Source organism: Streptomyces sp. 796.1 (genome assembly GCF_047525675.1).
In the GTDB taxonomy this organism is placed as follows: Bacteria; Actinomycetota; Actinomycetes; order Streptomycetales; family Streptomycetaceae; genus Streptomyces.
The window spans coordinates 104,153-129,559 of sequence record NZ_JBLIWA010000003.1; the positions used below are offsets into that span (position 1 = coordinate 104,153).

Here is a 25,407-nt window from a genome sequence, read left to right on the forward strand (position 1 = left end):
GGTACGTTGAGCCCCTGAACGTCCTGACGTCCAATAGGAGGACCCGAGGATGCTGGGTGCGGTCCTTGACGGCCGGTACACACTCATCGGGCGCATCGGCGCGGGCGGCATGGGCGAGGTCTGGCGGGCCCGGGACGAACGGCTCGCCCGCGACGTCGCCGTCAAGCTCCTGACCCTGCCCACCAGCGCGAGCGGCCCCCAGCGGGAACGGCTGCTCGCCATGTTCCTCCGCGAGGCGCGCGCCGCGGCGTCCCTCGACAGCTCGTACATCGTTCCGGTCTTCGACCACGGCCGGGCGGACGACGCCCCGTACCTGGTGATGCCGCTGCTCGCCGGGCGGACGGTGCGGGAACTCCTCGCCGCCGAAGGGCCGCTACCGCCGCGGCGCACCGCGGACATCGCCGGCCAGATCTGCCGCGCCCTCGCCTTCGCCCACCGCGCCGGAATCATCCACCGCGACATCAAACCCGCCAACGTCATGCTGACCACCGAGGGCACCGTCAAGGTCCTGGACTTCGGCATCGCCAAGTTCATCGGCGCCGCGACCGACGGCGGATACCTCACCGGAACCTCCGACTCACCCGTCGGCACCCTCCAGTACATGGCCCCGGAACGCTTCACCCGCCGCGGCGACGACCGGCCGGCGGACGTGTACTCGCTGGGCTGCATGGTGTACGAGATGCTCACCGGCGCGCCCCCGTTCGACGCGGCGTCCGCCGTCGCCCTCATGCACGACCACGTGTACGAACCCGCGCCACCCCTCTCCGGGCGCCGCCCCCGCACCGGCGCGCAGTGGGACGAACTGGTGGCCCACATGCTGGCGAAACCTCCGGAACTCCGCCCCACTGCCGAGGAGGCGTGCCGGGCGTTCGAGGCGCTGACGGAACCATCGGCGCCCGTCGAACCGGCACCCGGCACCACTCCGCCCCGTCCGCCGCTGCCACCGCCGCCGTCTTCGGCGCCATGTTCGGCACCGCCATCGACGGTGCCGTCGGTGGCACCCACCTCGGACCCCGGCGCCGATGCGGCGGCCGAACCGTCGGCCGCTGACCGGGAGCCCCCCTCGCCTTCGGCTTCGCCGGCTGGGACTGTGGCTGAGGCCAGGGCTGGGGCGTGGGGCCAGCCGCCGGCCCCTGTACCGCCCGTCCCCGCGCCGGCCGTTCCTGCGCCGCCGGTAGCTACACCGGCGGCTGCCGCGCCGACCTCGGCAGAAACCCCGGCCGTCGCGCCTGCTGAGCCGATCGGCGCACCCATTGCTGGGCCGGGCGCTGCGCCGGTCATCGCAGCCGCCCCGGCGGCCGTCGAACGCCCGCGGCGCCGCTGGTGGTTCGGGGCCGTCGCGGTCACGGCCGTCGCGGCCCTGATCGCCGCCCTGATGGTCCTTGACCCCTTCGGCGACGACAGCGGCACCGGGGGCGGCGGGGCGGGCCAGGGAGCACCCGCCGATCGAAAGAGCCGCCAGAAGCCGGCACCGGTGGCCGACGTAGCCAAAACGTCCTCCTTCACGATAGGCAACGCCACCGACTCCCAGGGCCCAGCCCGCCCGGTCACCGATGCCCGCGCCGGGGGAGTGGTGCGGGTATTGGAGAAGTGGGAACCGTTCCTGTTAGGGAGGGGTAGGCCGTTCGGGGAAACTCTGAGTTCGACTACGCGGCTCGTCTACCGAACACTCACGGGGCTCAAGACCGAACCTGACGGCACTGTAAAACTCGTCGGCGACATGGCCCGGGACTCCGGTAGTTCGTCCGATAGCGGCCGAACGTGGACGTTTAAGCTCAAGCCGAATCTTACGTACGAAGATGGCTCCGCGGTGCGCCCGGCTGATTTTCGGCTGGCAGTGGAGAAGGCGCTACAGGCGGACAATAGGGGGAGCCAAGGAATTCTCAACAGGTTGCTTGGAGTGGAGTTCGATGGTGCGCTTGATGCGGGAACCTTCGAATCTTCCGACAGTCTGACTATCACGTTTCACCTTGAGTACCCTTGTGCCGACTTCAATGTCCTCATGTCGGATCTGAGCCCTCTTCCGGAAGTGCGGAACGGGAGAGAGGTTCCGGCGACCGGACCGTACAAGATTGCCGCGCGACATCCCGAAGGGGTCTCCCTCGTCCGCAACCGAGAGTGGCGAGCCGACTCCGATCCATTGCGTACCGCGTATCCTGACCGCTTCGAGATCGAAGAGGGCGTGAGTTCGAACGATGTGCGCTCTCGCGTGGCGAATGCTGCCGAGCGGGAGGCGATTGCGGCCCCCAGTACCCCGTTTGCTCAACAAGCAACAGATGGGGAGTTGGGCTCGCTCGTCTGGACCCCTGAGGTTCCGGCTGCGCGTGTGGAGTCCTATGTGATCAATACGGATCGAGTCCAGGACGTAGCCGTTCGTAGGGCCATCGCCACTGCGATGCCCGCACAGGAGGTGCTCCAGGCGAGCGGGGAGCGTGGGAAAGTCGCCCACCATCTCATGCCGCCCGGACTAAAGGGAAGTCGGCCATTCGACATCTACGGGGCTGGCCTTCGAGGCGATCCGGAAAAGGCGCGAGGGATTCTTCGGGATGCCGGAAAGGTTGGTTTCCGGATTTCCCTTGGAAGTGTCGATATCGGCCCGGTCGAAGAGGTTGTCAAGAACAGTCTGGAAAATGCCGGATTCCAGGTGCTTGTGAAGCGGTTCAACGGTAGTGAGCTTCCATTTCCGCAAGATGGTGACTTCGATATGTTTGCCATGCCTATCGGTGGATATTTTCTGCCCGTCTCCTCTGCCAGCTTCTACCATCTCTTTGATGGTCGCCGAGGGCCGCCATTTGTGATGAATATGGCGCAGCTCCGCAGCGCCGATGTCGATACGGCGATCGACGCCGCCATAAGCGCAAAGACCGTCGAGGAAGCGAGTGTTCTGTGGTCTGCGGTGGATCGTGAGGTCATGCGGCAGGCGGCCTTCATCCCGATGTACGTCCGAGAGGAAGCATTCCTGAGATCGCCCATGTTGCAGGGGCTTCAAGCAGGATTGGGCGGCTTATCACTCCTCAACGCACATGTGAGGTAGCGATAAGCCTTGGCGCCCAAAACCTACAGTGATTGCCTTGGTGGCGGTCGCGTAGAGGGAACACAGTTCCGCTACAAGGCGCCTGACCGTCTGCTGCCCCAGAAACTTGGGGCAGCCAGCCTGTCTCCGTGGGCTTGCTCTTGCCGCGTCGCGCAAGAGTGAGAGTGGACTGGCGTTGCCACTGCCCGTCTGACGTCTACGGCGCCAACCCCCGCACCACCAGATCCCTGACCGCCGCGAAGTCCGCATCGATGCCGGGGCGGGCCCACTCGGCGGCGTACGACGGGTTGTGGAAGCGGTCGGTGGCGTGGAAGACCGCTCGGGCCGTTATTGAGTAGTCCGTCTCGGGGGGTGCGAACTCGCCCTGGTCGTGACCCGCTTGGAGGATCTTGGAGAGCTGGCCCACCAGGTCGTCGACGTGTTGGTCCACCACATTGCTGTTCTCGCCGGTCAGCACCATGTACGTGGCGAAGAGCTCCGGATCGTCCCCCGCCTTGTGCCGCTTCGCCTCGAACAGGGTCTCCAGCCACCGCTCCAGCCGGGTCCTGGCCGGGCCCCCTTCGTTGGCGATGGAGTCCAGCGTTGCGGTGGCCCGGTTCAGCCAGCGTTGCGTGACCGCCTCGCGGAGTGCCGCCTTGCTCGGGAAGTGCCGGTAGACACTGCCGTGGCTGACGCCGAGAGCCCGTGCCACGTCCACCACCGTGGCTTTCGCCGGCCCGTAGCGACGCAGCACGTCCTCGGCGGCGGCGAGGATGCGGTCCGGAGTCAGCGGCTCCTGCTCGCGCGGGGCTGGCGGCATGGGGTCCCTACTTTTCGCTGTCGAGGTACGCCATCTGGTGGGCCGAGTAGCGTTCGCCGGCAGCGGCTCCGGCGGGTATGGCCTGCTCGATGGCGCTCAGATCGTCAGGGCTGAGCCTAACGTCTAGAGCCCCCAGCGATTCTGCGAGTCGTGCCCTGCTGCGCGCCCCGATCAGGGGGACGATGTGCGCGCCGTGCCGCGGGGCCTGGGCGAGCACCCAGGCGATGGCGATCTGGGCCACGCTCACGCCCTTGGCCCGGGCGAGGGCGCGCAGTGCTTCGACGAGGTGCAGGTTGCGGGCGAGGTTGGCCCCGGTGAAGCGGGGGTTGGTGGCGCGGAAGTCTTTGGCGGACAGCTTGCGGTCCTGCTGCCAGTGGCCGCTGATGAGGCCGCGGGAGAGGACCCCGTACGCCGTGATGCCAATGCCCAGCTCGCTACAGGTGGGCAGGATGGCGTCCTCGATGCCGCGGGAGAGCAGCGAGTACTCGATCTGAAGGTCACTGATGGGGGCGACGGCCGCGGCGCGGCGGAGGGTGTCCGCGCCGACCTCGGACAGCCCGATGTGGCGTACGTACCCCTCCTTGACCAACTCGGCGATGGCCCCCACGGTCTCCTCGATGGGGACGTTCGGGTCGAGTCGGGCGATGCGGTAGACGTCGATGTGGTCGGTGCCGAGGCGTTGGAGCGAGTAGGTCAGGAAGTTACGGACAGCGTCGGGGCGGCCGTCCTGGCTCAGGAACGCGCCGTCCGGGCCCAGTAGGGCGCCGAACTTCACGCTCAGCACTGCCTGTTCGCGGGAGCCGGGGCGGGCGGCGAGGGCGTCGCGGATCAGCAGCTCGTTGTGGCCCATGCCGTAGAAGTCGCCGGTGTCGAGCAGGTTGATGCCTGCCTCTAAGGCGGCGTGGATGGTGCTGATGGCCTCGGTGCGGTCGACGGGGCCGCCGTACAGGGCGGACATGCCCATGCAGCCGAGACCGAGCGCGGAGACCTGAGGGCCGGCGGTGCCGAGGGAGGTGGAACGCATGGCGCTACTCCAGGGGAGGTTCGAGGGAGGCAGGAGAGATCGGAAAGCTCGACGGCCCCAGGGGAGGGGCGGCGGCTTGCCATTGCTATCGAGTATGCATAGCGAGATGACAGATTTCAATATCTGTCACTCGATGGGGTGGGGGCGAGGGGGACCTGGGGCGTTGCATTGCCCCGCGCAGTCTGCCGACGCGGCTGACGATTCCGCGCGCTCGGCGGCTCCGGGAGCCCGCTTGTCTGCGCGCCCAATGAATTCGTGTTGCCCGTGTGCCTGTGTGCCCGCGGAGTAGCGGGGAGGGTCGGTCACGCTCGCGCTGCCGCCTGCCGCGCTGTCCCCTCTACGCGCACGAGCCTCCCTCACCCCCCTCTCCTCATCCCCAGCCTCAACTCAGCCCCCCTGGCCCCCGCCCTCCCGCTGCTTCTCGTCGCGCCGCGCCTCAGTGCGCCGCGTCACTTCAGATACCGCGCCCCACCGCGCGGGCCTGCCCTTACACCTCTCCCTACTTGTCCCCCCTGCCCCCGCCCCGCCCCCTGCCCCCCTCCCCCTCCACCCCCCACCCCACCTTTCTCAACTCACCCCTTCACCCCTGCCATTCAGCACACGGACCGCCCGTCCCACGTACAAACCACCCACAGGCACTCCACTCCACTCCCCTCCCTCCCCGCCCCCCACCGCCACCCCTCCACGCAGCCGCCCCATGCACACCCACCCCACCCCCAGCCACTCCACACAGTCCCCCCATGCCCGCTCGCCCCACCCACGCGCCACTCACCCGCCCCACCCCCCCCAACCACCTCACACAGCCACCCCACCCCGCCCACTGACCCGCCAACCCACGCACTCCCTCACCGCACCGTGCGGGGCAGTCGCAGGCTCAGTAGGCCGGTGAGGGCGATGATGGCGAGTTGGGCTGCCAGGGTGGTGATCAGTGCTTCGCGCATGCCCACCGCCGTGGTGCGGGAGAGGAAGAGCGTGCCGAGGGTGGCCACGCCCAGGGCCAGGGCTGATTGTTGGGTGGTGACCATGACGCCGCTGCCGACGCCGGCTCGGTCGGCGGGGACGTCGGCGAGGACGATCCGGTAGAGGACCGGCAGTTGCAGGGCCTGGCCTATGCCGGCGAGGGCCACGCCGGGGGCCAGGGCCGGTACGCCGAGGTCGGGCCAGCCGTGGACCACGGTCAGCAGCACGATCGTCATGCCGACGCCCTGGATCAGGGCGCCCACCGCGACGACCCGGCTGCCGAACTTGGCCACGATCCGCGGGCCGGCCAGGGACACCAGGAAGAACGCCACGGCCATGGGGACGAGGGCCAGGCCGGCGGCGACGGGCCCGTAGTCCATGCCCTGTTGGAGGGCGACGGCGATGACGAACATGAAGCCGCCGAAGCCGATGGAGAACGGCAGCACCAGGAGCAGGCCGCGGCGCAGGCCGATCAGGGCGAACAGGCTCGGCGGCACCAGCGGCACGCGGCCGGCCCGTTCCGCGCGGTGTTCCACGAGGTAGAAGGCGATGGTTGCGATCGGGAACGCGCCCAGCAGCAGCCAGGTCCACAGCGGCCAGCCGGCGGCTCGACCCTCGGTCAGCGGGAGGAGCAGCGTGATCAGTGAGACGGCCAGCAGCAGGGTGCCGGGTATGTCCACGTCGGTGGGGCGGTCGGAACGGGTCTCGGGGACGGTGCGCAGCGCCAGCAGGAGGCCGATCAGTGCGACCGGCACGTTGACGAGGAAAACGGAGCGCCAGCCGGTGCCCCAGAGGTCGGCGGCGACCAGGACGCCGCCCAGGATCTGCCCGGCGACCATGGACAGGCCCGCCGTCGCCCCGTACAGGCCGATGGCGCGGGCGCGGCGGGGGCCGGTGGTGGTGGCGTGGATGGTGGCGAGGACCTGCGGCAGCATGAACGCGGCGGCGGCGCCCTGGGTGACGCGGGCGGCCACCAGGGTCCAGGCGGTCGGGGCGAGGCCGCAGGCCAGCGACGTCAGTCCGAAGGCGGCCATGCCGATCAGGAAGAGCCTGCGGCGGCCGAGCATGTCGCCGAGTCGGCCGCCGAGCACCAGCAGGACGGCGTAGGCCACCCCGTACCCGGCGACGACCAGTTCCAGGACGGCGGGGCCGGCGTGGAGGTCGCGGTCCATCGCTGACAGGGCGACGTTGACGATGAAGAAGTCGATCAGCGGCAGGGCCGCGCCGAGCAGGACGGTGAACAGCCCGAGTCCGCTGAGCGCGGAGGCGGCGGCGCCGGGTGGGGCGCCGGTGGTCGCGGGCTCGGACGCGGTGGCGGCGGGGCCGTCGGCGGCGGGCCGGGGGGCTGCGGGGGATGAGGGGCGTGTGGTGGTGGATCGCACTCGGGTCTGGTTCACGTGGTTGACGATCCTGCGTGGCGCAGAGGGGTACCAGAGTCTTCTTATCCTGGTATCAGGAGTACCTGGAAACGGGATGGCGCATCGCGCACTCTAGGAGCATGACGATGACCACCTATGGGCCCGAGAGTGCTGTGCGACGCAACGAGCTGGCTGCGTTCCTGCGTAGCCGGCGCGAGCGCATAGCGCCTGAGCAGGTGGGCCTGCCGCGCGGCGTCCGGCGGCGTACGCCCGGGCTGCGCCGTGAGGAGGTCGCGCAGCTCTCGGCGGTCGGCGTCACCTGGTACACGTGGTTGGAGCAGGCGCGGGACATCCACGTGTCGGCGCAGGTGCTCGACGCGATTGCACGGGCGCTGCTCCTGGACCGCAACGAGCGCACCCATCTGTTCACGCTCGCCGGGGTGGTCGATCCGGCGCCCGGCGCGCGCTGCTCGACGGTCACCGAGCCGGTCCGGGTGATGATGCGGCAGTTGGAGCCGTTCCCGGCCTGCGTCCAGAACAGCCGGTACGACCTGCTGGCGTACAACAGCACCTACGGCAACCTGCTGTGCGACATGGACGCCCTGGAGCTGCACGAACGCAACTGCATGTGGTTGGCCTTCACCCATCCGGAGTGGAAGAGGGGGCTGGTCGACCGGGACAAGGTGATTCGGGCGATGGCGGCCAAGTTCCGTTCCGCGATGGCCGAGCACATCACGGAGCCGGCGTGGAAGCACATGCTGGGCCGGCTCCAGCAGGCGTCGCCGGAGTTCCGCGAGATCTGGGACCGGCACGAGGTGATGCGGGTGGCGCCCGAGCGCACCAAGCGCTTCCTCAATACCCACGTCGGGCTGCTGCACCTCGACTACCAGGTGTCCTGGCTCGGCCCACGCCCCGGGCCGCGCATGATCGTCTACGTGCCTTCGGACGATGAGTCCAGGCACCGCCTCGAACGACTCCAGGAAATGATCACCGCGGGCGCCCCCGCCGAGCCGGCCGGAGTGTGAGCGCTGCCCGTACCCCGCACCACCAGACCGCCGACCTCGCGGCCCCGCCCGCGAGCCCGCCCGCCTCACCGTCTCGCGACCCCGCGATTCACCCCACCGCTCTGTGGCCCCGTCCCGCCGGCCCCGCTGCCGTACGTCACCGGCTCGCGACCCCACCTGACCCCAAACCAGCCCCAGCCCCACCCCCGCCCCGCCGCCCCGTGGCCGCGTAGACCAGGACGCGTACCCGTACCGAGGTCGACCAGCACGCGTAACCCGTACCTACCGAGCGCCTGCCGGGTCGATCGCGCCGTACGCACGCGGGGAGCGGCGCCGCGCCGGAGAGCGCCGCCGAGCAGCGCCGCCAGCGAGCCGCCGCGAACACGGCGACAACGTGCGACACGGAGGCAGACGGGGCCGAGGCGCGGGCACGAGGCACGGAAGCAGGCGGCACGGGAGCGGCGCGGGGCGGAAGCGGGGCGGGGTGGAGGCGAACAGGGCGGAAGTCGGTACGGCCGAGCCCCGCCGGGTGGGCGGCGTCGGTCGCGGCGGGCGCGCTCGCCGCAGCGCGTCACGCGGATGGGGGACAATGGGAGGTCTGCCCCCACCCCTGACACTCGGAAGGGACGCGTCCCAGATGACCGTCGAGACCCAGCCGCTGTACATCGGTACGCACGCGGTGGTGCCCCCGGTGATCCTCGCCCCCATGGCGGGCATCACCAATGCGCCCTTCCGCACCCTGTGCCGGGAGTTCTCCGGTGGGCAGGGCCTGTTCGTCAGCGAGATGATCACGACCAGGGCGCTGGTGGAGCGGGACGCCAAGACGATGCGGCTGATCCACTTCGACGGTACGGAGAAGCCCCGCTCCCTCCAGTTGTACGGCGTGGACCCGGTCACCGTCGGCAAGGCCGTCCGCATGATCGTGGAAGAGGACCTGGCCGACCACATCGACCTCAACTTCGGCTGCCCGGTGCCGAAGGTGACGCGTAAGGGCGGCGGCTCCGCGCTGCCGTACAAGCGGCACCTGCTGCGCGCGATCCTGCGCGAGGCGGTCGCCGGCGCCGGTGAGCTGCCGGTGACCATGAAGATGCGCAAGGGCATCGACGACGACCACCTCACCTACCTGGATGCCGGGCGGATCGCGGTCGAGGAGGGCGTACGGGCCATCGCGCTGCACGGTCGGACCGCCGCCCAGCACTACGGGGGCGAGGCCGACTGGTCGGCGATCGCCCGGCTGAAGGAGGCCGTACCGGAGATTCCCGTGCTCGGCAACGGGGACATCTGGTCGGCCGAGGACGCCCTGCGGATGGTGCGCAAGACCGGCTGCGACGGGGTCGTGGTGGGGCGCGGCTGCCTCGGCCGGCCCTGGCTGTTCGGCGATCTGGTGGCCGCCTTCGGCCAGCAGGCGACACCCGGTGCCACCCAGGGCGGCGACGGCGGGGTGCGGCCGGCTTCCGGAGCCGGTGCAGGCCGTGCCTGGGAGGCGCTCCCGAGCGGCCCCACCGGGTTCGCCGCGCCCACATTGCGCCAGGTCACGCGGGTGATGCTGCGCCACGCCGAGCTGCTCGGCGAGTGGCTTGAGGACGAGGCGCGGGGCGTCATCGACTTCCGTAAGCACGTCGCCTGGTACACCAAGGGCTTTGCGGTGGGTTCAGAGATGCGGAAGCGGCTCGCGGTCGCCTCATCGCTGGACGAACTGGCCGCTCTGATGAGCGATCTGGACCTCGACCAGCCCTGGCCTGCGGGTGCTGACGGCCCGCGCGGTCGGACATCTGGCCGAAACCGCGTGGTTCTGCCCGACGGCTGGCTCAATGATCCCTACGACGCTGCCTTCGTGGGTGCCGAGGCCGAGCTGGATACGTCTGGCGGGTGATTTCCGGTCCGCCAGGGGCGTGATTCTCGCCACGTGTGATCGATGGTTTGCTCAAATGAGCACGCTCATTTGTTGATCCAGTTGTGCTTCTGAGCGCTCACACCTCTCCAATGCGTGGCACTCAGTGCCACCCTTGATGGGTTCGACAGTCGTACGCGTGGCTGCGCTCCGCTTGCGGGGCGTCGCCGTACGTGCCGAAAATCGGGCCATACGGACACCGTGTCTTCGGAGTCTGAAGGCGCGTTCCGGAACGTCAACTTATCGATGGATCACAGGTCTCGTGGTGTGGATCACTTTCGATCTCGTGGCGGCCACCCAGTTACGGCCGAATGACCGGAGAGTGGACATACCCATGAACCTTCGATCTGGGTACGCTCCCCGCCGTCAGGGCAGCCGTCCCCCGGACCCACGTCCGGGGGTACCTCAGCGAGGTGTCGAGAACCGTGTCGGAAAACAACGATCCCCACGTACAGCCTGAGTCCCAGAAGTTCGTCTACGACTTCACCGAGGGCAACAAGGACCTGAAGGATCTGCTGGGCGGCAAGGGCGCGAACCTGGCCGAGATGACCAACCTCGGTCTGCCCGTCCCTCCCGGGTTCACCATCACCACCGAGGCGTGCAAGGTCTACCTCGACAGTGGCGAGGAGCCGTCGGCGCTGCGGGACGAGGTGAGTGCGCACCTCTCCGCCCTCGAAGCCACCATGGGCAAGAAGCTCGGCCAGGCGGACGACCCGCTGCTGGTCTCGGTGCGCTCCGGCGCCAAGTTCTCCATGCCCGGCATGATGGACACCGTCCTCAACATCGGGCTCTCCGACGCCTCGGTGACCGGCCTCGCAGGCCAAGCCGGTGACGAGCGGTTCGCGTGGGACTCCTACCGCCGCCTCATCCAGATGTTCGGCAAGACCGTCCTCGGCGTGGACGGCGAGCTCTTCGAGGAGGCGCTGGAGGGCGCCAAGCACGCCAAGGGCGTCACCGTCGACGTGGACCTCGACGCCGGCGACCTGAAGAAGCTGGTGGACGAGTTCAAGGGCATCGTGGCCAAGGAGACCGGCCGCGACTTCCCGCAGGACCCGCGCGAGCAGATGGACCTCGCCGTACGGGCCGTCTTCGACTCGTGGAACACCGACCGGGCCAAGCTCTACCGCCGCCAGGAGCGCATCCCCGGCGACCTCGGCACCGCCGTCAACGTCTGCTCCATGGTCTTCGGCAACCTCGGCCCCGACTCGGGCACCGGCGTCGCCTTCACCCGCGACCCCGCCAGCGGCCAGCAGGGCGTCTACGGCGACTACCTCCAGAACGCCCAGGGCGAGGACGTGGTGGCCGGCATCCGCAACACCGTGCCGCTCGCCGATCTGGAAAACATCGACAAGTCGTCCTACGACGAGCTGATGCAGATCATGGAGACGCTGGAGACGCACTACAAGGACCTGTGCGACATCGAGTTCACCATCGAGCGCGGCAAGCTGTGGATGCTCCAGACCCGCGTCGGCAAGCGCACCGCGGGCGCCGCCTTCCGCATCGCCACCCAACTCGTCGACCAGGGCCTGATCGACGAGGCCGAGGCGCTCCAGCGGGTCAACGGCGCCCAGCTCGCGCAGCTCATGTTCCCCCGCTTCGACGAGAGCGCCGCCGCGGAGAAGATCGGCCGGGGCATCGCCGCCTCGCCCGGTGCGGCCGTCGGCAAGGCCGTCTTCGACTCGTACACCGCGGTCAAGTGGTCGCGCTCGGGCGAGAAGGTCATCCTGATCCGCCGCGAGACCAACCCCGACGACCTCAACGGCATGATCGCCGCCGAGGGCATCCTCACCTCCCGCGGCGGCAAGACCTCGCACGCCGCCGTCGTCGCCCGCGGCATGGGCAAGACCTGCGTGTGCGGCGCCGAAGAGCTTGAGGTGGACACCAAGCGGCGCTGTCTGACCACGCCGGACGGCACCGTCGTGCAGGAGGGCGACGTCGTCTCCATCGACGGTTCCTCCGGCAAGGTCTACCTCGGTGAGGTGCCGGTCGTGCCCTCGCCCGTGGTCGAGTACTTCGAGGGCCGCATGCACGCCGGCGCCGACGACGCCGACGAGCTGGTCGGGGCCGTGCACCGGATCATGGCCTACGCCGACCGGGTCCGCCGGCTGCGGGTACGGGCCAACGCCGACAACGCCGAGGACGCCGCGCGCGCCCGCCGGTTCGGCGCCCAGGGCATCGGCCTGTGCCGCACCGAGCACATGTTCCTCGGCGAGCGCCGCGAGATGGTCGAGCGGCTGATCCTGGCCGACACCGAGGCCGACCGCGAGGCCGCGCTCGGGGACCTGCTGCCGCTCCAGCAGGCCGACTTCATCGAGCTGTTCGAGGCGATGGACGGGCTGCCGGTGACGGTGCGGCTGCTCGACCCGCCGCTGCACGAGTTCCTGCCCGACATCACCGAGCTCTCGGTGCGGGTGGCGCTCGCCGAGGCCCGTCAGGACGCCAACGAGAACGACCTGCGCCTGCTCCAGGCCGTGCACAAGCTGCACGAGCAGAACCCGATGCTGGGCCTGCGCGGGGTGCGCCTCGGCCTCGTCATCCCGGGGCTGTTCGCCATGCAGGTACGGGCCATCGCCGAGGCGGCTGCCGCGCGCAAGGACGCCAAGGGCGACCCGCGCGCGGAGATCATGATTCCGCTGGTCGGCACCGTGCAGGAGCTGGAGATCGTGCGTGAGGAGGCCGCACAGGTCATCGCCGAGGTCGAGCAGGCGCACGGGGTGGACCTCAAGCTCACTCTCGGCACCATGATCGAGCTGCCCCGGGCCGCGCTGACCGCCGGCCAGATCGCCGAGTCGGCCGACTTCTTCTCCTTCGGCACCAACGACCTCACGCAGACCGTGTGGGGCTTCTCCCGGGACGACGTGGAGGCCAGCTTCTTCACCGCCTACCTGGAGAAGGGCATCTTCGGCGTCAGCCCGTTCGAGACGATCGACCGGGACGGCGTGGGCTCGCTGGTGCGCTCGGCCGCCGAGGCGGGCCGGGCCACCCGCCCCGACCTCAAGCTCGGCGTCTGTGGCGAACACGGCGGTGACCCCGACTCGGTCCACTTCTTCCACCAGGTCGGCCTCGACTACGTCTCCTGCTCCCCGTTCCGCATCCCGGTCGCCCGCCTCGAAGCGGGCCGGGCGGCGGCCGAGTCGGTCGGCAGCGACAGCCGCTGACCCCCCAGGCGGGCCCGCACCTGCGGGTCCAGGCCGTCGGCGGCCGGTGCACGAACACCGGCCGCCGACCGGCAACCGGCGCGCACACGCCATCTGATCCGGGCGGACGCGCACGCGCCATCTGATCCGGGCGGACGCGCGCCACGCAGCCGGCCGCGCCGGCAGCCGGGCGAGGGCGCCACTCGATCCGGGCGGGCGCGCCCCCAACGAGGCGAAGCCCCACCCGGGGGCGGGCGGACGCACCGCCGAACCGGGCGCACGCACCACCACAAAGCCCGACACGGGCCACATACCTCCGGAGGCCGCTCCCCGTCGTAGCGGGGATCGTGCCGGCAGACACCCACCCTCAGTCCCGGCACCCGGTCCCCTCGCCGTAGGCGGACTACGGCGGGCACACGGCTCCGGCATACGAAAGGGGGCGGCGCCTGTGCGGGGCGCCGCCCCCTACTACTCCCCCCACGGGAGCCGTTGCCGCCGGCGAGATGTGCGGCGGCAACTGATGCTCAACGGCCTAGCGGCAGCCCGTTACCCCCCACGGGAACGAGCAATCCGGCCTGAGCACCCACCGGGAAAATGCCCCTGCCTTTTCCCACGGACCAGCATTCCGGTTGGACATGTTGGAGCGCGACCCGTTTCAACTGTGGCCAAAAGGGCGTGGTGACTGCTTGTGTTGGGGTGCATACTCAGGGGTTGGGGGAACTACGGATGCCACATGTGGGGGTTTAGTGCTGCGCGTCCATTTCACAAGCGTGGATCTGGCGCGGCTGCGGATGGCCGCTCGACCGGACGCTCTTTGGGAAACTATTTTAAGTTTCCATCGACTTCGCGAGAAACAGGCGGAGAACATCTTTGGTGAATGGCGTTCGCAAACGCGCGCCCGGCTCAATTCGGAGCCGCGCTTGCTGGCGCCGCTGGTGCCCCAAAGGGGCTATTTCCCCGACTTCCTGACGCCGTCGGAGGGCGTCATCGGCGTCGAGGAGGCCATGGAAGCGGTGCGGGCCACCCCACCGGAGCGGTTGCGCAGCGAGATATCGCAGTTACCCGCCGGCCGTCCGCTGCCCGCCTGGATGCGGCCGATGGCCAACGGCGACGAGGGCGCGGACCGCGCACTGGCCCGCCTCGTCGACACCCTCCGCGACTACCACCGGGCCGCCATCGCCCCGTACTGGCCGCACCTGCACGCCCGCATCGAGGCGGACCGCGCGGCCCGCGGCCGGGCGCTGCTCGACGGCGGCGTGGACGGGCTGCTGGAGTCGCTGCCGGCCACCATGCGCTGGCGGGCCCCGGTGCTCGAAGTGGACTACCCGGTCGATCGGGACCTGCACCTCGACGGGCGCGGACTGCTCCTGCTGCCCTCGTTCTTTTGCCGGCGCACGCCGGTGACGTTCCACAACCCGGCGCTCACCCCGGTGCTCGTCTACCCGCTGGAGCACGCCGCGGGCCCCGCGCTGGTCACCCCGGCCCGCTCGCTGGTCAAACTGGTCGGCTCCACCAGGTCGGCCGTGCTCCAGGGCATCGGCGCCGGCTGCACCACCAGCGAACTCGCCCGCCGGGTCGGCGTCTCGCTCGCCTCCGCCAGCCAGCACGCCACCGTGCTGCGGGACGCCGGGCTGCTGGTCACCCTCCGGCAGGGGAGCGCCGTCCTGCACACGCTGACCCCGCTGGGCGCCGCCCTGCTGCGCGGCGGCAGCCCGGGGGAGCGCCCCGGCGCCCCGGGAGACCGGCCCGCCCCGCCCTCGGCGGACCGGCCTCCGCACAGACCCGTCGTTACGAGCGGAACGGGCCCGTCACCTCGTACGTGATGCCGCCCGACGAACTGCCCGTGGTGCCGCGCTGGCTGGAGAAGTACAGCCGCCGACCGTCGGGGGAGAAGGCCGGGCCGGTGATCTCGGAGCCCGACTGGCCGCCGATCCGCAGGAACGGCGCCACCACGTCATCCGGCGTGATCAGGCAGATCTCCATGTTGCCGCCGTCCTCGGCGATGAACAGGTCGCCCGAGGACGAGCCGGTGATGTTGTCCACGCCGGACAGCGGGGCGGTGCCGCTGACCAGCGAGTCGTCGTACGCCAACTCGTAGGTGTTGTTGGTCAGGTTGAGCTGCCACACCCGGTTGTCGCCCTTGGTGGTGAACCAGACGGTGTCGTTCGCGTAGTGGCAGCCCTCGCCGCCGTTGAACCGCTTGGCGCCCGAGACCTGGTCGCGCGTCGCGGTCGGCGAACCGTCCGGGTCGGGGACGTTGACCCAGGTGAAGGAGCCCGAGCTGGAGGTGCCGGCCTTCAGCACCTGGAGGGTGCCGGAGGAGAGGTTGCCCCAGGTGGTGGGGACGAAGCGGTAGAAGCAGCCGTTGGACTCGTCCTCGGTCAGGTAGATCGCCTTGCGGACCGGGTCGGCCGCCGCCGCCTCGTGCTTGAAACGGCCCATCGCGTCCCGCCGGGTCGCCGCGTTCACGCCCCACGGGTCGGTCTCGTAGACGTACCCGAGGCTGACCTCCTCGCAGGAGAGCCAGGTGTTCCACGGGGTCTTGCCGCCGGCACAGTTCTGCCGGGTGTCGGAGAGCACCCGGTGCGCGCCGGTGATGGTGCCCGAGGAGTTGAACTTGACCGCGCCGACGCCGCCGTTCGGGCTGATCTCCGAGTTGGAGACGTAGATCCAGCCGGTGCCGTCCGCGAAGCAGGCGCCGCCGTCGGGGGCGTCGTGCCAGGTGTAGGCGGTCCCGGCGACCTTCTGCCGGGACCGGGCGATGACGCGGCTGGTGAAGCCGCTGGGCAACCGGATGCCGTTGGCGTCGGCAGAGCCGAGCGCCCCGTACGGGCCGGGGCCGGGCTGGGCGGGGGCGGCATAGGCCGCGCCGCGCATCAGCGAGCCACCGAAGGTCGCTACTGAGGTGCCAATGACTGCGCCACGCAGGAAGGTGCGTCGTTCCACGGTCCACTCCACGGGATCGAAGACGGCCGACGGCCGGGTGGCCGGACGGGCAGACTCCGCCCAGCTCACCGGGCGGATTGCAGGTCAGTGCCTGCAAGGCGCGGAGACTATAGGCCCGGTTTTGACAGGGCAGCAACAAAAGGTGGCGTGGGGTGGGTGCGGCGGTGGCTGAAGTTCGCCCGGCCTTCCCCGTCCCAACCCTTCCGGTGCGGACGGCGCGTCCGGGCACGGCTGTCCGCACGTGATCAGTGCTGCTGAGCGCCGTGCGCCGGGCGCGGGACCGGGCGCCTCCGGCGGGTGCGCGACCCGGCGATTGCCTGTCCCACCTGCACCGTAGGGGTCGTGATCAAGCCGAACGTCAGGGGCGCGGTGGCCGATTTCTGGGGCGCTCACCCGGGCCCCGCACGCCGCTTGACGCGCTGTGCCGACTGAGGGCGAGCAGGGAGCGGGCCGATCTCCGGCCGGCCCGCGCGCAGGCTCCGCGCCCGCCCCTGAGGCAGCGGTGGGGCGGCGGTGACGCCAGGGGCGCGGCCCGGGCGGGCCGTCTTGACCGGAACTGGCCGGCGCACGCCGCCGGCGCCCAGCAGGACGGGGGCGCGAGACGAGGGCGCCCGGCAATACGGCGGCGGGGGGAAAGAGAGAGCGCAGCCGTGGGGCGGAGGATACGCGGCGTGGTGGGGGTGCGGGGCGGGCGGCTGCTGCTGGTGGGGCGGGGCGCGGGCCCCGTTGCGGGCGGTGGCACGGCCCGTCATCAGCGGCGCATCAAGGTTTGCCCATCGGTGCATCAGCACCCCGTCAACGACCGCGGCAGCCCCCGGCGGGCGTCCTACGGTCGAAACATGCGTAGGCGACGAGAGGACGAACGGCCGCTCGGCGCGGCCTTCACCGTCCGCCGACAGCGGTGGGGCGCGGCGGTGCCGTGGCAACTCACCCGGCGCCCGGCGGACCCGCGTCCGTGCGCGCCGGTGGCCGGCCCCGAAGCGGCCACCCGTGCCGCACCCCCGGTGCCGCCGCGGGCCACCACGGCCCGCCGCGCCGCCACCACCGGCCGCGCGCCCGGCGCTTCCGTCCGTCCGCCGTACCGCGCCGGCGACGTCGACTTCGGCCGCGAACTGCGGTCGGCGGCCGGGCTCGCCGCCCTGATGTACGCGGCGCTGCTGCTGGTCGACCTCGGCAACGGAACGCTGGACCCCGCGCGTGGGGTGTGCTGGACCGCGGTCGCCGCACTCTTCCTCGCCGTCCTCCTGCCGACGCGGATCACGGCCGGCGACGGCTGGCTGACCTCGCGCACCCTGCTGCGGCGCCGCACGGTCCGCACCGACCTGCTGGTCTCGGTGCGCCTGGTCGGCGGCGTGGTGCCGCGGCTGCTGCTGCGGGACGCGTACGGGGCGACGGCCTGGGTCGGACTGCGGGTGCTGCACGCCAACCCGCTCCTCTGGCACGCGCTGGAGCGCGGCGCCCGTACCGCCCGGCGCCGCCGGGTGCTGACCGACGGCGGCTGGCTGCTCACCGAGGTGGGGCGCGACGTCGACGACGACCGCGCCCGCCGGCTGCTACGGGCGGCGGACCTGGGATAACGGCGCGCCACGGGCGGGCTCCGCCGGCGGGGCACGGCCCGTACGAACCGGGTGCGCGGCCCGTACGGACCGCTCCGCTCCCTGCGCGACGGGAACGCAGCCCGCGAACCGCGCGACCCGCACGCCACAGATGGGCAGCCCACACGCGGACCGCCACCCCGTACGCGACGCGTACGCCACCCACACACGGACGACGCCACCCCGTGCGCACCGCACCGCCCACACACACGGACGGCGCCGCCCGGGACTCCCCGGGCGGCGCCGTGAGCAGCCACGCTTGGCGCTGCTCATACCGTGCTGGTCGTGCCGGTCGTGCTGGTTGTGCTGCTCGTACGGCTCAGTTGCTCGTCCCGCGTGCCGGGTTCGGCTCGTCGGGCGCGAGGCCCGGGCGGGTCTGGTCCGGCGTGCGGGGCGGGTTCACCGGGCCGGTGCGGGCCCGCTGCCCAGTGGTGTGCACCGCTGGGCAGCGGGGCGCGGTCGGCCGGTGGTTCGGTGGGGTGCGGGTCAGCTCACCTTCAGGGTGACGTCGTCGACGACGAAGCTCGTCTGGAGGTAGGCGTCTTCGACCGAGGTGAACGTGACCGTGACCTGCTGGCCCAGGTACTGGCTCAGGTCGACCGAGTGCTCCTGGTAGCCGCCGGCAGCGTCCGTGTTGTTCAGCGACTGCACGGTGGCGCCGTTGACCTTGACGGTGAACTGGTCGTACGGGGTGTTCTCGGTCTCGTCGGTGTCCACGTGCAGCCAGTAGCTCAGCGTCGCCTTGGCGCAGCCGGTCGGCACGGTCACCGTCTGGCTGATGGTGTCGCTGGTGGCGTTGCCGTAGCCGCCGAGCCAGGCGTACCGGCTGCCCTCGTGCGGGCTCTGGCCGGCCTGCGCGCCGATCGCGCCGGTGCTGCCGGTCCACGGCGCGCTGCCGTTCTCGAAGCCGCCGTTGACGATCAACTGCTCGTCACAGCCGGGGGCGCCGCCGCCGACGGTCAGGCTGAAGGTGGCGGTGTGCGTGACGGCGCCGGTGCCGGTGATGGTGATCGGGTACGTACCCGGCCGGGTCTGCGCCGTCGTGGAGATCTTCACCGCGGACTTGCCGCCGGAGGTGACGGTCTGCGGGTCGAACACGGCCTGCGCGCCGGCCGGCAGGCCGGAGGCCGACAGCCGCACCTGCTGCGCCGAACCCTGCGTGGTGGCCGTCGAGATGCTGGCGCCGATCGACGAACCCGGCTCCACGCTGCCCGAACCCGGCTCGACCGAGAGCGAGAAGTCATCGCTCGGGGTGTCCTTGGAGACGGCCTGCTCCCACAGCGTGTACGCGATGCCGTCCACGCCGCGGTTGAGCGCGGTGGTGTTGATGTTGTTCGTGGTGTCGCAGGAGGAGTGGTAGCACGGGTCGTACGCGCCACCCGAGGTGCCGCCCCACTTCGCGGCCTGTGCCGCGCTCTTGCGGTAGCTGGCGCCCGTCGCGTAACCGGAGGTCGGGATGCCGATCTGCTCGAACGAGTAGTCGTCGGAGCGGCCCGCGCCCTCGGTGTTCTCCTCCGGCTGGAGCTGGAGCGAGTCCCAGTACGCCTTCATCGGCTGCGCGGCGGCGGAGGTGATGTGGTTGATGAAGTAACCGCCGTTGACCGAGCCGATCATGTCGAAGTTGTAGTACGCCTTGATCTGCGACCGCTGCGCGGCGGAGAGCGAACGGGTGTAGAAGTTGGAGCCCTTCAGGCCCTGCTCCTCATCCGTCCACCAGCCGAACCGGACCCGGCTGCTCATGTTCGGGTTCTTCTCGGCCAGCGTCAGGGCCGTCTCCAGGAGCGCGGCCGAGCCCGAGCCGTTGTCGTTGATGCCGGGGCCGGCGGAGACGCCGTCCAGGTGAGCACCGAACATGTACACCTTGGAGTCGTCGCCCTTGGGCCACTCGGCGATCAGGTTGGGGCCGGCGCCGGCGCTGCAACCGGAGGTGCACGCCTGCTCGGTGACGGTGTAACCGGCCGCCTGGAGCTTGCCCTTCACGTACGCGACGGAGTCGCGGTAGCCCTGGCCGTTGGAGCGGCGGTTGCCGCCGTTGCGGCTGGCGATGGACTGGAACTCGGTCAGGTGCGCCCGGACCTTGTTCACGTCGATGTCCGGCGCCCCGGTGCCCGGGTTGCTGCCGCCACCGACGGTCAGCGTGTACTGCGCGGTGTGCGTGACGCTGCCCTTGGCGGTGATGGTGAGGGTGTACGTGCCGGGCGCGGTGCTCGCGGAGGTCGTCACCTTCATCGTGGAGCTGGCGCCGGAGGTCACCGAGGACGGCGTGAACGTCACGTTCGCGCCGGCCGGGGCGCCGGAGGCGGACAGCTCGACCGACTGCGCTTCACCGCTGGTGGTGGAGGTGCCGATGGTCGCCGTCGCCGAGGCGCCCGCGTCCACGCTGCCCGATGCCGGGTTCACCGACACCGCGAAGTCGCCGCCCTGGCTGGTGCAGGTCGGGTCGCCGGCCTGGGCCGGGATGCTGATCGCGTCCCAGGCGGCCTGGGTCTTCTTGAACAGGTTGCAGGACGCGTCCAGGCCCTTGGCCGCGGTCAGCGTCGCGGTGCGGTAGCGCTTGTGGGTCATGCCGCTGGTCTTCAGCAGCATGCCGCCGTAGAAGATCTTGCCGGCGGTCTGGATGCCGACGCCCTCGACGGTGGAGTTGTTGCAGGTCGGGCTGGTCGGCTTGCCACCGCCGGGGTTCGAGCCCTCGGCGAGCAGGTAGAACCAGTGGTTGAGCGGGCCGGCCGCCGCGTGCACCTCGGTGTTCGGGATCGAGGAGGAGTAGCACCGCGGGTGGTTGCTGACCTTCTGCGGGTCGTACATGTTGCGGATCGGGCCGCTGCCGCTCAGGTTGATCATCTCGCCGACGAGGTAGTCGCCGGGCGTGTCGTACGGGGAGGGCTCGTTCGCGTACGCCTCGGTGAGCGCGCCGAAGATGTCGCCGGTGGCCTCGCCGAGACCGTTCTCGTTGTTGGCACCGCCCGGCGTGAACTGGTCGAGCCCGTGCCCGAACTCGTGGCCCACGACGTCCATCGCCGAGATCCACTCATTGGCCCGGTTGTGGCCGATGGTGATCCGCGAGCCGTCCCAGTAGGCGTTGAGCTCGTTCAGGCCGACCCGCACCGGCCAGCTTCCGCCGTTGCCGTTGTGGCCGTTGCGGCCGAGCCAGTCCTTGAGCATGTCCCACTCTTTTTGGGCCGCCCACATCGCATCGACGCAGCCGGTCTCCTTGCTGGTGGGATTGCCCGTGCCCCAACTGTCGGTCGACTTCGTCATCACGCTGCCGCCGCTGTAGTCGGCACAGCTCAGACCGGGCCGCTTGGGGTCCTTGAGCTGGTACTGACCGCCGGTGGCCGTGGTGTCGATGGTGAGCGGGTTGGGGCCGTTCCACTTGCTGTTGCCGGTCCCGGCGCGCACGTCGTCGTACGAGTCGATGACCTTGCCGCTCTGCGCGTCGACGAAGACGTGCAGCCGGCTGGGGGCGGTGGCGGTCGAGCCGCTGAGCACGGTCTCCCAGGCCAGGTGCGACTTCCCGTCCTTGACCCGCACCACGAGCCGCCGGGACTCGCGCCGGTCCACCTTCTTCAGCTTGGCCCGGCTGGTCTTCTCGGCGGCAGCCGCGGTGATCTTCGCCGTGGTGGAGACGTTGATCCGGGCCTTGGACGCGGACTGGGTGCCGCGCACCTTGCCCTCGCTGTCCGCGAGGACGACGGCGTCGCCACCGACGACCGGGAGCCCGTGGTAGGTGCGCTCGTACGCCACCGAGTACAGGCCGCGCAGCCAAGGCGTCACGCTGCGCCGCTGGAACTCCTCGTCCGGGCCCTTGGCCAGCGCGTCCAGGCCGCTGTCGGTCGCCTTGTCGGCGGCGGCAACGGCCCGGTCGGCGGACTTGGCGGGGGCGGCCGGCGGGGTGTCCGCCGGGGTTGCCGACGCCGTGGATACGGCGGGCAGCGCGGCTATGCCGAGGGTGACGGCCAAAGACACGCCGACCACCGTGATTCTTCGTAGCACGTTGGCTCCTTGGGGGATCGCGAACTGCACGATGCGGAGGTTCGGTTGAGCCGCCTGGCCAGGGACGGGTGCGGATCGCTTCGGACCGACAGGGGCACGGCCGCACCGCGGCACACACAACATGTCCATGACTAAGCCGCCGCACCGTCACATCCGGGGGCGGGCGGCGTCAACGGATCGCCGGGCACATGGCGGTTCTGTCAACAACCGGAAAACAGCGGCCGATATCCGGACGGTGGTAGCCGGTGGTTCCGGCCGTGGTCAGGCCGGGCCGTTCCGTACGGAGGGTTCTGGACGGGCCGTTCTGGACGGGCCGTGCCGTCGGGCGGGCCCGTCAGCGGGGCGGTGCCCGTCGCCGGTCCTCAGGTGTCCAGGGTCCGCAGCCGGTCGCGGAAGTCCCGTACGGCGCGCAGTTCGCCCCAGCGCCCGGCCAGCCGCAACTCCAGGCCGCGCAGTTCGCGGGAGATCGTCACCTGTCGGGCGCGGACGGCCCCTTCGATGGCGGGGTCGATGACCGCCAGCGCCGTGTCGGGGTCGCCGTTGCAGGCGTGGCAGTCGGCGAGGCGCACCGTCAGCAGCAACTCGGCCAGCGGCAGCCGCGGCGGCAGCAGCGCCAGCGCGCCGGCGGTCGCCCGCGCCGCTTCCCTGGCCGTCGCCCGGTCGCCGGTGGCCGCGGCCAGGTCGCGCAGCGCCCCGCCCGCCGTCGACTCGACCCGCGTCATCCCGTCCACGCCACACAGCCACGGCGCCTCGGCCGCGTCCCGCGCCGTCAGCGCGGCGTGCCGGCGCCGGGCGAGCGCCACCTGACGGCGGGTCTCCGCGCCGTCGCCGAGCGCCGCGTACGCCCGGGCCTGATAGGCGTGGGTCAGCGTCATGATCCAGCCACGGCCGGAGTCGACGGCCGCGATGCCCTGGGCGTAGCCGAGTGCCGCGGTCGGATCGCCGTCGAGCCTGGCCAGCGTGCTCAGGTCGGTGGGCAGGATGCCGCGGGCCACGTCGTCGTCGGCGCTCTGCGCCCAGCGCAGCCCGTGACAGAACCAGGCCATGGCGATCGCGCTCTGCCCGCGCTCCATCCGCAGCCGCCCCGCGACCTGCGCGTAGTCCGCCGCCAGCCGGAGTTGGACGGTGGGGAAGGAACCGGTGAGGTGGACGGCCTCGGCCCAGGCCACCACCGAGCGCAGCACCCGTTCGACGGAGCTGGCCAGCGCCGCGGTGGGCGGCGCGCCGACGCTCAGCCGGGCCTGGGCGCCGAGCAGTCCGGCCAGTCCGTGCACGGTCTCCGGGTCGGTGGAGATCGGCAACCGGTCCTCGGCAGCCCGCTGCATTTCGGCCAAGAGCGCCCGGGTGTCGCCGAGCCCCGGAACGACGCAGTCCACCCGCTCGTGCAACGGACATCGCGGCCCCTGCGCGGAGAGCCGGGCCGGCCAGTCGTCCACGGTCAGCGGGCCGATCAGATCCGGTTGCCGGCCGCCTGGCACCGGGAGGAACAGCGACGCGGTGTCCCACGGCGAGCCGCCGGGCCAGCCCGTCGGGGAGCCGTGTGCCCCGGCGGCGATCGCCGACAGCTCGCCCCCGGCGCCGAGTTCGACCTCCAACCGGCGCACCAGGCCCGCCGGCAGCTCCCGTTTGCCGCTCTCCCACTTGCTGACCAGGCTGTGGTGGTAGCCCAGGCGCAGTCCGAGTTGGTGTTGGGTGAGCCCGGCCCGCCGCCGGCAGTGCCGGAGCTGTCGTCCGAACTCGGCCCACACCCCCGACACCGGGGCGTCCTTGACGGGCATGGCGAACTCCTGTCCGTGACTGCGCGCCGCCGCCCGCTGGCGACGGCGGCTTTCGCAGGTCTCACCCACCGGATGCTGCTGCATGCTGCTGCGTCGGCTGAGCCCGGAGATTAACGGTTCAGGGATTACGGCGTATACGAGCTTTACCCAAAGCTGACGTGAGCATGGTCTTCGAACCCGCCATGTCGCACCGCGGCGAGGTGGCCGGTTCTCGCCGCGCCGCGGTCGCCGCTGCCTGGCTGGTTCACGACGGTGGGCGTGGGATGGGGCGGGGCTGGCGCGTTGGGCGTACGGAGGTGGTGCGGTGGGTGTACGGGGCCGGCGCGTTGGGCGTACGGAGGTGGCGCGTTGGCCGGGCGGGGCCGGCGCGCTCAGAGCCCGATCCCCTCCCACCCCGATCCCCTCCCACCCCGATCTGCCCCGCCGATCCACTCCGCCCCCCAACACCCCGCCGGTCCCCGCGGGAACGCGACAGACCGGGGCGGCTCCGGGCGCGCAGGTGATCACCGTGCGCGCGCCGGGGCCACCCCGGTCCGTTCCGAGGGGGCACGCCCCCCGGTCGAGTCACCTCAAGGCCGCGGCCTACTTGCCGCTCGCCGGATCAGGCCGCGCCGCCACCCGTGAGCCGGACGGGCAGGGTGTGAGTGCTGTTGCCGATGAAGCTGGGGTGCGGCGGCAGTTCGGACTCCGGCACGGCGAGCGTGATCCCGGGGAACCGCGCGTACAGCATCTCCAGCGCGATCGTCGACTCCATGCGCGCCAGCGGCGCCCCCAGGCAGTAGTGCGCCCCGTGGCTGAAGGCGAGGCTGCGCACGTCGGTCGTGCGCGTGACGTCGAACTGGTCGGCGTCCGGCCCGTACGCGAGCGGATCGCGCCCGGCGGCCGTGTACGAGGCCAGCACCGGGGCGCCCCGCGGGATGACGGTGTCGCCCACCGGCAGGTCGGCGGTCGGGTAGCGGAACGGGAAGTAGCTGACCGGGCTGTCGTACCGCAGCGTCTCCTCCACCACCGCGTCCCAACTCACCTCGCCGGACAGGGCCAGCGCGAGCTGTTCGGGGTGGGCGCTCAGGGCGCGTACCGCGTTGGTGATCAGGTGCAGGTTGGTCTCGTGCCCCGCGATGATCATCAGCAGCAGGGTGGCGGCGAGCTCCTCCTCGGTGAGCCGGTCGCCCTCCTCCCGGGCCGCGATCAGCGCGCTGGTCAGGTCGTCCCCCGGGGCGGCCCGCCGCTCGGCCGCCACCTGGGACAGCACGGCGTACATCTCCTCGGTCGCGGCCCGCGCCCGCTGCGGCGAGGCGGCGGTACTCACGATGGAGTGAGACAAGTCGTGCAGATGCTTCTCGTGTTCGGTGTTGACGCCGAGCAGTTCGCAGATCACCCCGAGCGGCAGCGGCAGCGCGAAGTGTTCGCGCAGGTCGATCACGCCGTCGGGGGCCGCGGACGCGGTGGCTTCGAGCTGGTCGAGCAGCACGCCGGTGCGCTCCCGCACCCGCGGGCGCAGCGCCTCCACCCGGCGCGGCGTGAACGCCTTGCTGACCAGTCCGCGCAGCCGCCGGTGCTCGTCGCCGTCGGCCGTGGTCATCCCCTGGACGGTGGCGAAGGCCGTCAGCGGCCAGTTCGCGGGCAACTCGCCGGCGTGCAGGGCGGCGAAGTGGCAGGAGTCCTTGGCGACGGCCGGGTCCTGGAGGAACTGCTTGAGCTCCTCGTGCCGCACGACGGCATAGGCGGGCACCTCGCCCGGCAGGATCACCGGTACGGCGGCGCCGTGTTCGCGCAGGCCCGCGTTGACGGCGTGCTGGTGGGCGCCGCCGGGATCGAGGCGGTGCGGAAGCGATATCGGACAGCGCTGTTGGTCGGTCATCGGCCATCTCCCCGTGGTGTGCCGGTC

Annotated in this window: 13 protein-coding genes; 6 read left to right on the forward strand and 7 right to left on the reverse strand. The window is 71.1% G+C overall.

The features are described from left to right. Positions 1-49 precede the first annotated feature (49 nt). Positions 50-3,034, forward strand: a complete 2,985-nt coding sequence (locus ACMA1D_RS03210) for a protein kinase domain-containing protein (protein ID WP_414722310.1) — start codon at positions 50-52, stop codon at positions 3,032-3,034. Positions 3,035-3,230: 196 nt separating this feature from the next. On the opposite strand, the gene ACMA1D_RS03215 is transcribed toward ACMA1D_RS03210, so the two are convergent. From ACMA1D_RS03215 to ACMA1D_RS03225, 3 genes are all read right to left on the reverse strand, one after another. Continuing rightward, positions 3,231-3,833 carry a TetR/AcrR family transcriptional regulator gene (locus ACMA1D_RS03215; protein WP_414722311.1) on the reverse strand — a complete coding sequence of 201 codons (603 nt, stop codon included), beginning with the start codon at positions 3,831-3,833 and terminating at the stop codon, positions 3,231-3,233. Positions 3,834-3,840: 7 nt separating this feature from the next. After that, a complete protein-coding gene (locus ACMA1D_RS03220) occupies positions 3,841-4,857 on the reverse strand; it encodes an aldo/keto reductase (protein ID WP_414722312.1) in 1,017 nt (338 codons plus the stop codon). An 845-nt stretch (positions 4,858-5,702) separates the two neighbouring features. Beyond that, a complete protein-coding gene (locus ACMA1D_RS03225; RefSeq protein ID WP_414722313.1) occupies positions 5,703-7,214 on the reverse strand; it encodes an MFS transporter in 1,512 nt (503 codons plus the stop codon). A 107-nt stretch (positions 7,215-7,321) separates the two neighbouring features. Between ACMA1D_RS03225 and ACMA1D_RS03230 the strand changes: the two genes are divergently transcribed. The 4 genes from ACMA1D_RS03230 (at position 7,322) to ACMA1D_RS03245 (ending at position 15,030) form a co-directional block, all read left to right on the forward strand. After that, positions 7,322-8,200, forward strand: a complete 879-nt coding sequence (locus ACMA1D_RS03230; RefSeq protein ID WP_414722314.1) for a helix-turn-helix transcriptional regulator — start codon at positions 7,322-7,324, stop codon at positions 8,198-8,200. 616 nt (positions 8,201-8,816) lie between these two features. After that, positions 8,817-10,052 carry a tRNA dihydrouridine synthase DusB gene (gene dusB, locus ACMA1D_RS03235; RefSeq protein ID WP_414722315.1) on the forward strand — a complete coding sequence of 412 codons (1,236 nt, stop codon included), beginning with the start codon at positions 8,817-8,819 and terminating at the stop codon, positions 10,050-10,052. Positions 10,053-10,495: 443 nt separating this feature from the next. Then, on the forward strand, positions 10,496-13,228 hold the full coding sequence (ppdK, locus tag ACMA1D_RS03240) for a pyruvate, phosphate dikinase (protein WP_414722316.1): 2,733 nt from the start codon (positions 10,496-10,498) through the stop codon (positions 13,226-13,228). Between the two features lie 725 nt (positions 13,229-13,953). Continuing rightward, entirely contained in the window at positions 13,954-15,030 is a 1,077-nt protein-coding gene (locus ACMA1D_RS03245; RefSeq protein WP_414722317.1) for an ArsR/SmtB family transcription factor, read from the forward strand. Here the strand turns inward: ACMA1D_RS03245 and ACMA1D_RS03250 are convergent. Beyond that, positions 14,996-16,153 (reverse strand): PhoX family protein, encoded by a 1,158-nt coding sequence (locus tag ACMA1D_RS03250; RefSeq protein WP_414722318.1) that lies wholly within the window; start codon positions 16,151-16,153, stop codon positions 14,996-14,998. The genes ACMA1D_RS03245 and ACMA1D_RS03250 overlap by 35 nt on opposite strands. Before the next feature lie 839 nt (positions 16,154-16,992). Here ACMA1D_RS03250 and ACMA1D_RS03255 point away from each other — a divergent pair. Continuing rightward, positions 16,993-17,730, forward strand: coding sequence for a hypothetical protein (locus ACMA1D_RS03255; protein ID WP_414722319.1), 738 nt, complete (start codon positions 16,993-16,995; stop codon positions 17,728-17,730). Positions 17,731-18,234: 504 nt separating this feature from the next. On the opposite strand, the gene ACMA1D_RS03260 is transcribed toward ACMA1D_RS03255, so the two are convergent. From ACMA1D_RS03260 to ACMA1D_RS03270, 3 genes are all read right to left on the reverse strand, one after another. Beyond that, positions 18,235-21,741 (reverse strand): M28 family peptidase, encoded by a 3,507-nt coding sequence (locus ACMA1D_RS03260; protein WP_414722320.1) that lies wholly within the window; start codon positions 21,739-21,741, stop codon positions 18,235-18,237. A 362-nt stretch (positions 21,742-22,103) separates the two neighbouring features. Beyond that, positions 22,104-23,519, reverse strand: coding sequence for a helix-turn-helix domain-containing protein (locus tag ACMA1D_RS03265; protein WP_414722321.1), 1,416 nt, complete (start codon positions 23,517-23,519; stop codon positions 22,104-22,106). A gap of 601 nt (positions 23,520-24,120) precedes the next feature. After that, positions 24,121-25,380: a cytochrome P450 family protein gene (locus ACMA1D_RS03270; protein ID WP_414722322.1), complete on the reverse strand. Its 1,260-nt coding sequence runs from the start codon at positions 25,378-25,380 to the stop codon at positions 24,121-24,123. Positions 25,381-25,407 lie beyond the last annotated feature (27 nt).

What these genes read in the sequence shown, in the direction of transcription:
- ACMA1D_RS03210 (WP_414722310.1), top strand. Translation starts at nt 50, where the DNA reads ATGCTGGGTGCGGTCCTTGACGGCCGGTACACACTCATCGGGCGCATC.
- ACMA1D_RS03215 (WP_414722311.1), bottom strand. Translation starts at nt 3,833, where the DNA reads ATGCCGCCAGCCCCGCGCGAGCAGGAGCCGCTGACTCCGGACCGCATC.
- ACMA1D_RS03220 (WP_414722312.1), bottom strand. Translation starts at nt 4,857, where the DNA reads ATGCGTTCCACCTCCCTCGGCACCGCCGGCCCTCAGGTCTCCGCGCTC.
- ACMA1D_RS03230 (WP_414722314.1), top strand. Translation starts at nt 7,322, where the DNA reads ATGACCACCTATGGGCCCGAGAGTGCTGTGCGACGCAACGAGCTGGCT.
- dusB (WP_414722315.1), top strand. Translation starts at nt 8,817, where the DNA reads ATGACCGTCGAGACCCAGCCGCTGTACATCGGTACGCACGCGGTGGTG.
- ACMA1D_RS03255 (WP_414722319.1), top strand. Translation starts at nt 16,993, where the DNA reads ATGCGTAGGCGACGAGAGGACGAACGGCCGCTCGGCGCGGCCTTCACC.
- ACMA1D_RS03265 (WP_414722321.1), bottom strand. Translation starts at nt 23,519, where the DNA reads ATGCCCGTCAAGGACGCCCCGGTGTCGGGGGTGTGGGCCGAGTTCGGA.
- ACMA1D_RS03270 (WP_414722322.1), bottom strand. Translation starts at nt 25,380, where the DNA reads ATGACCGACCAACAGCGCTGTCCGATATCGCTTCCGCACCGCCTCGAT.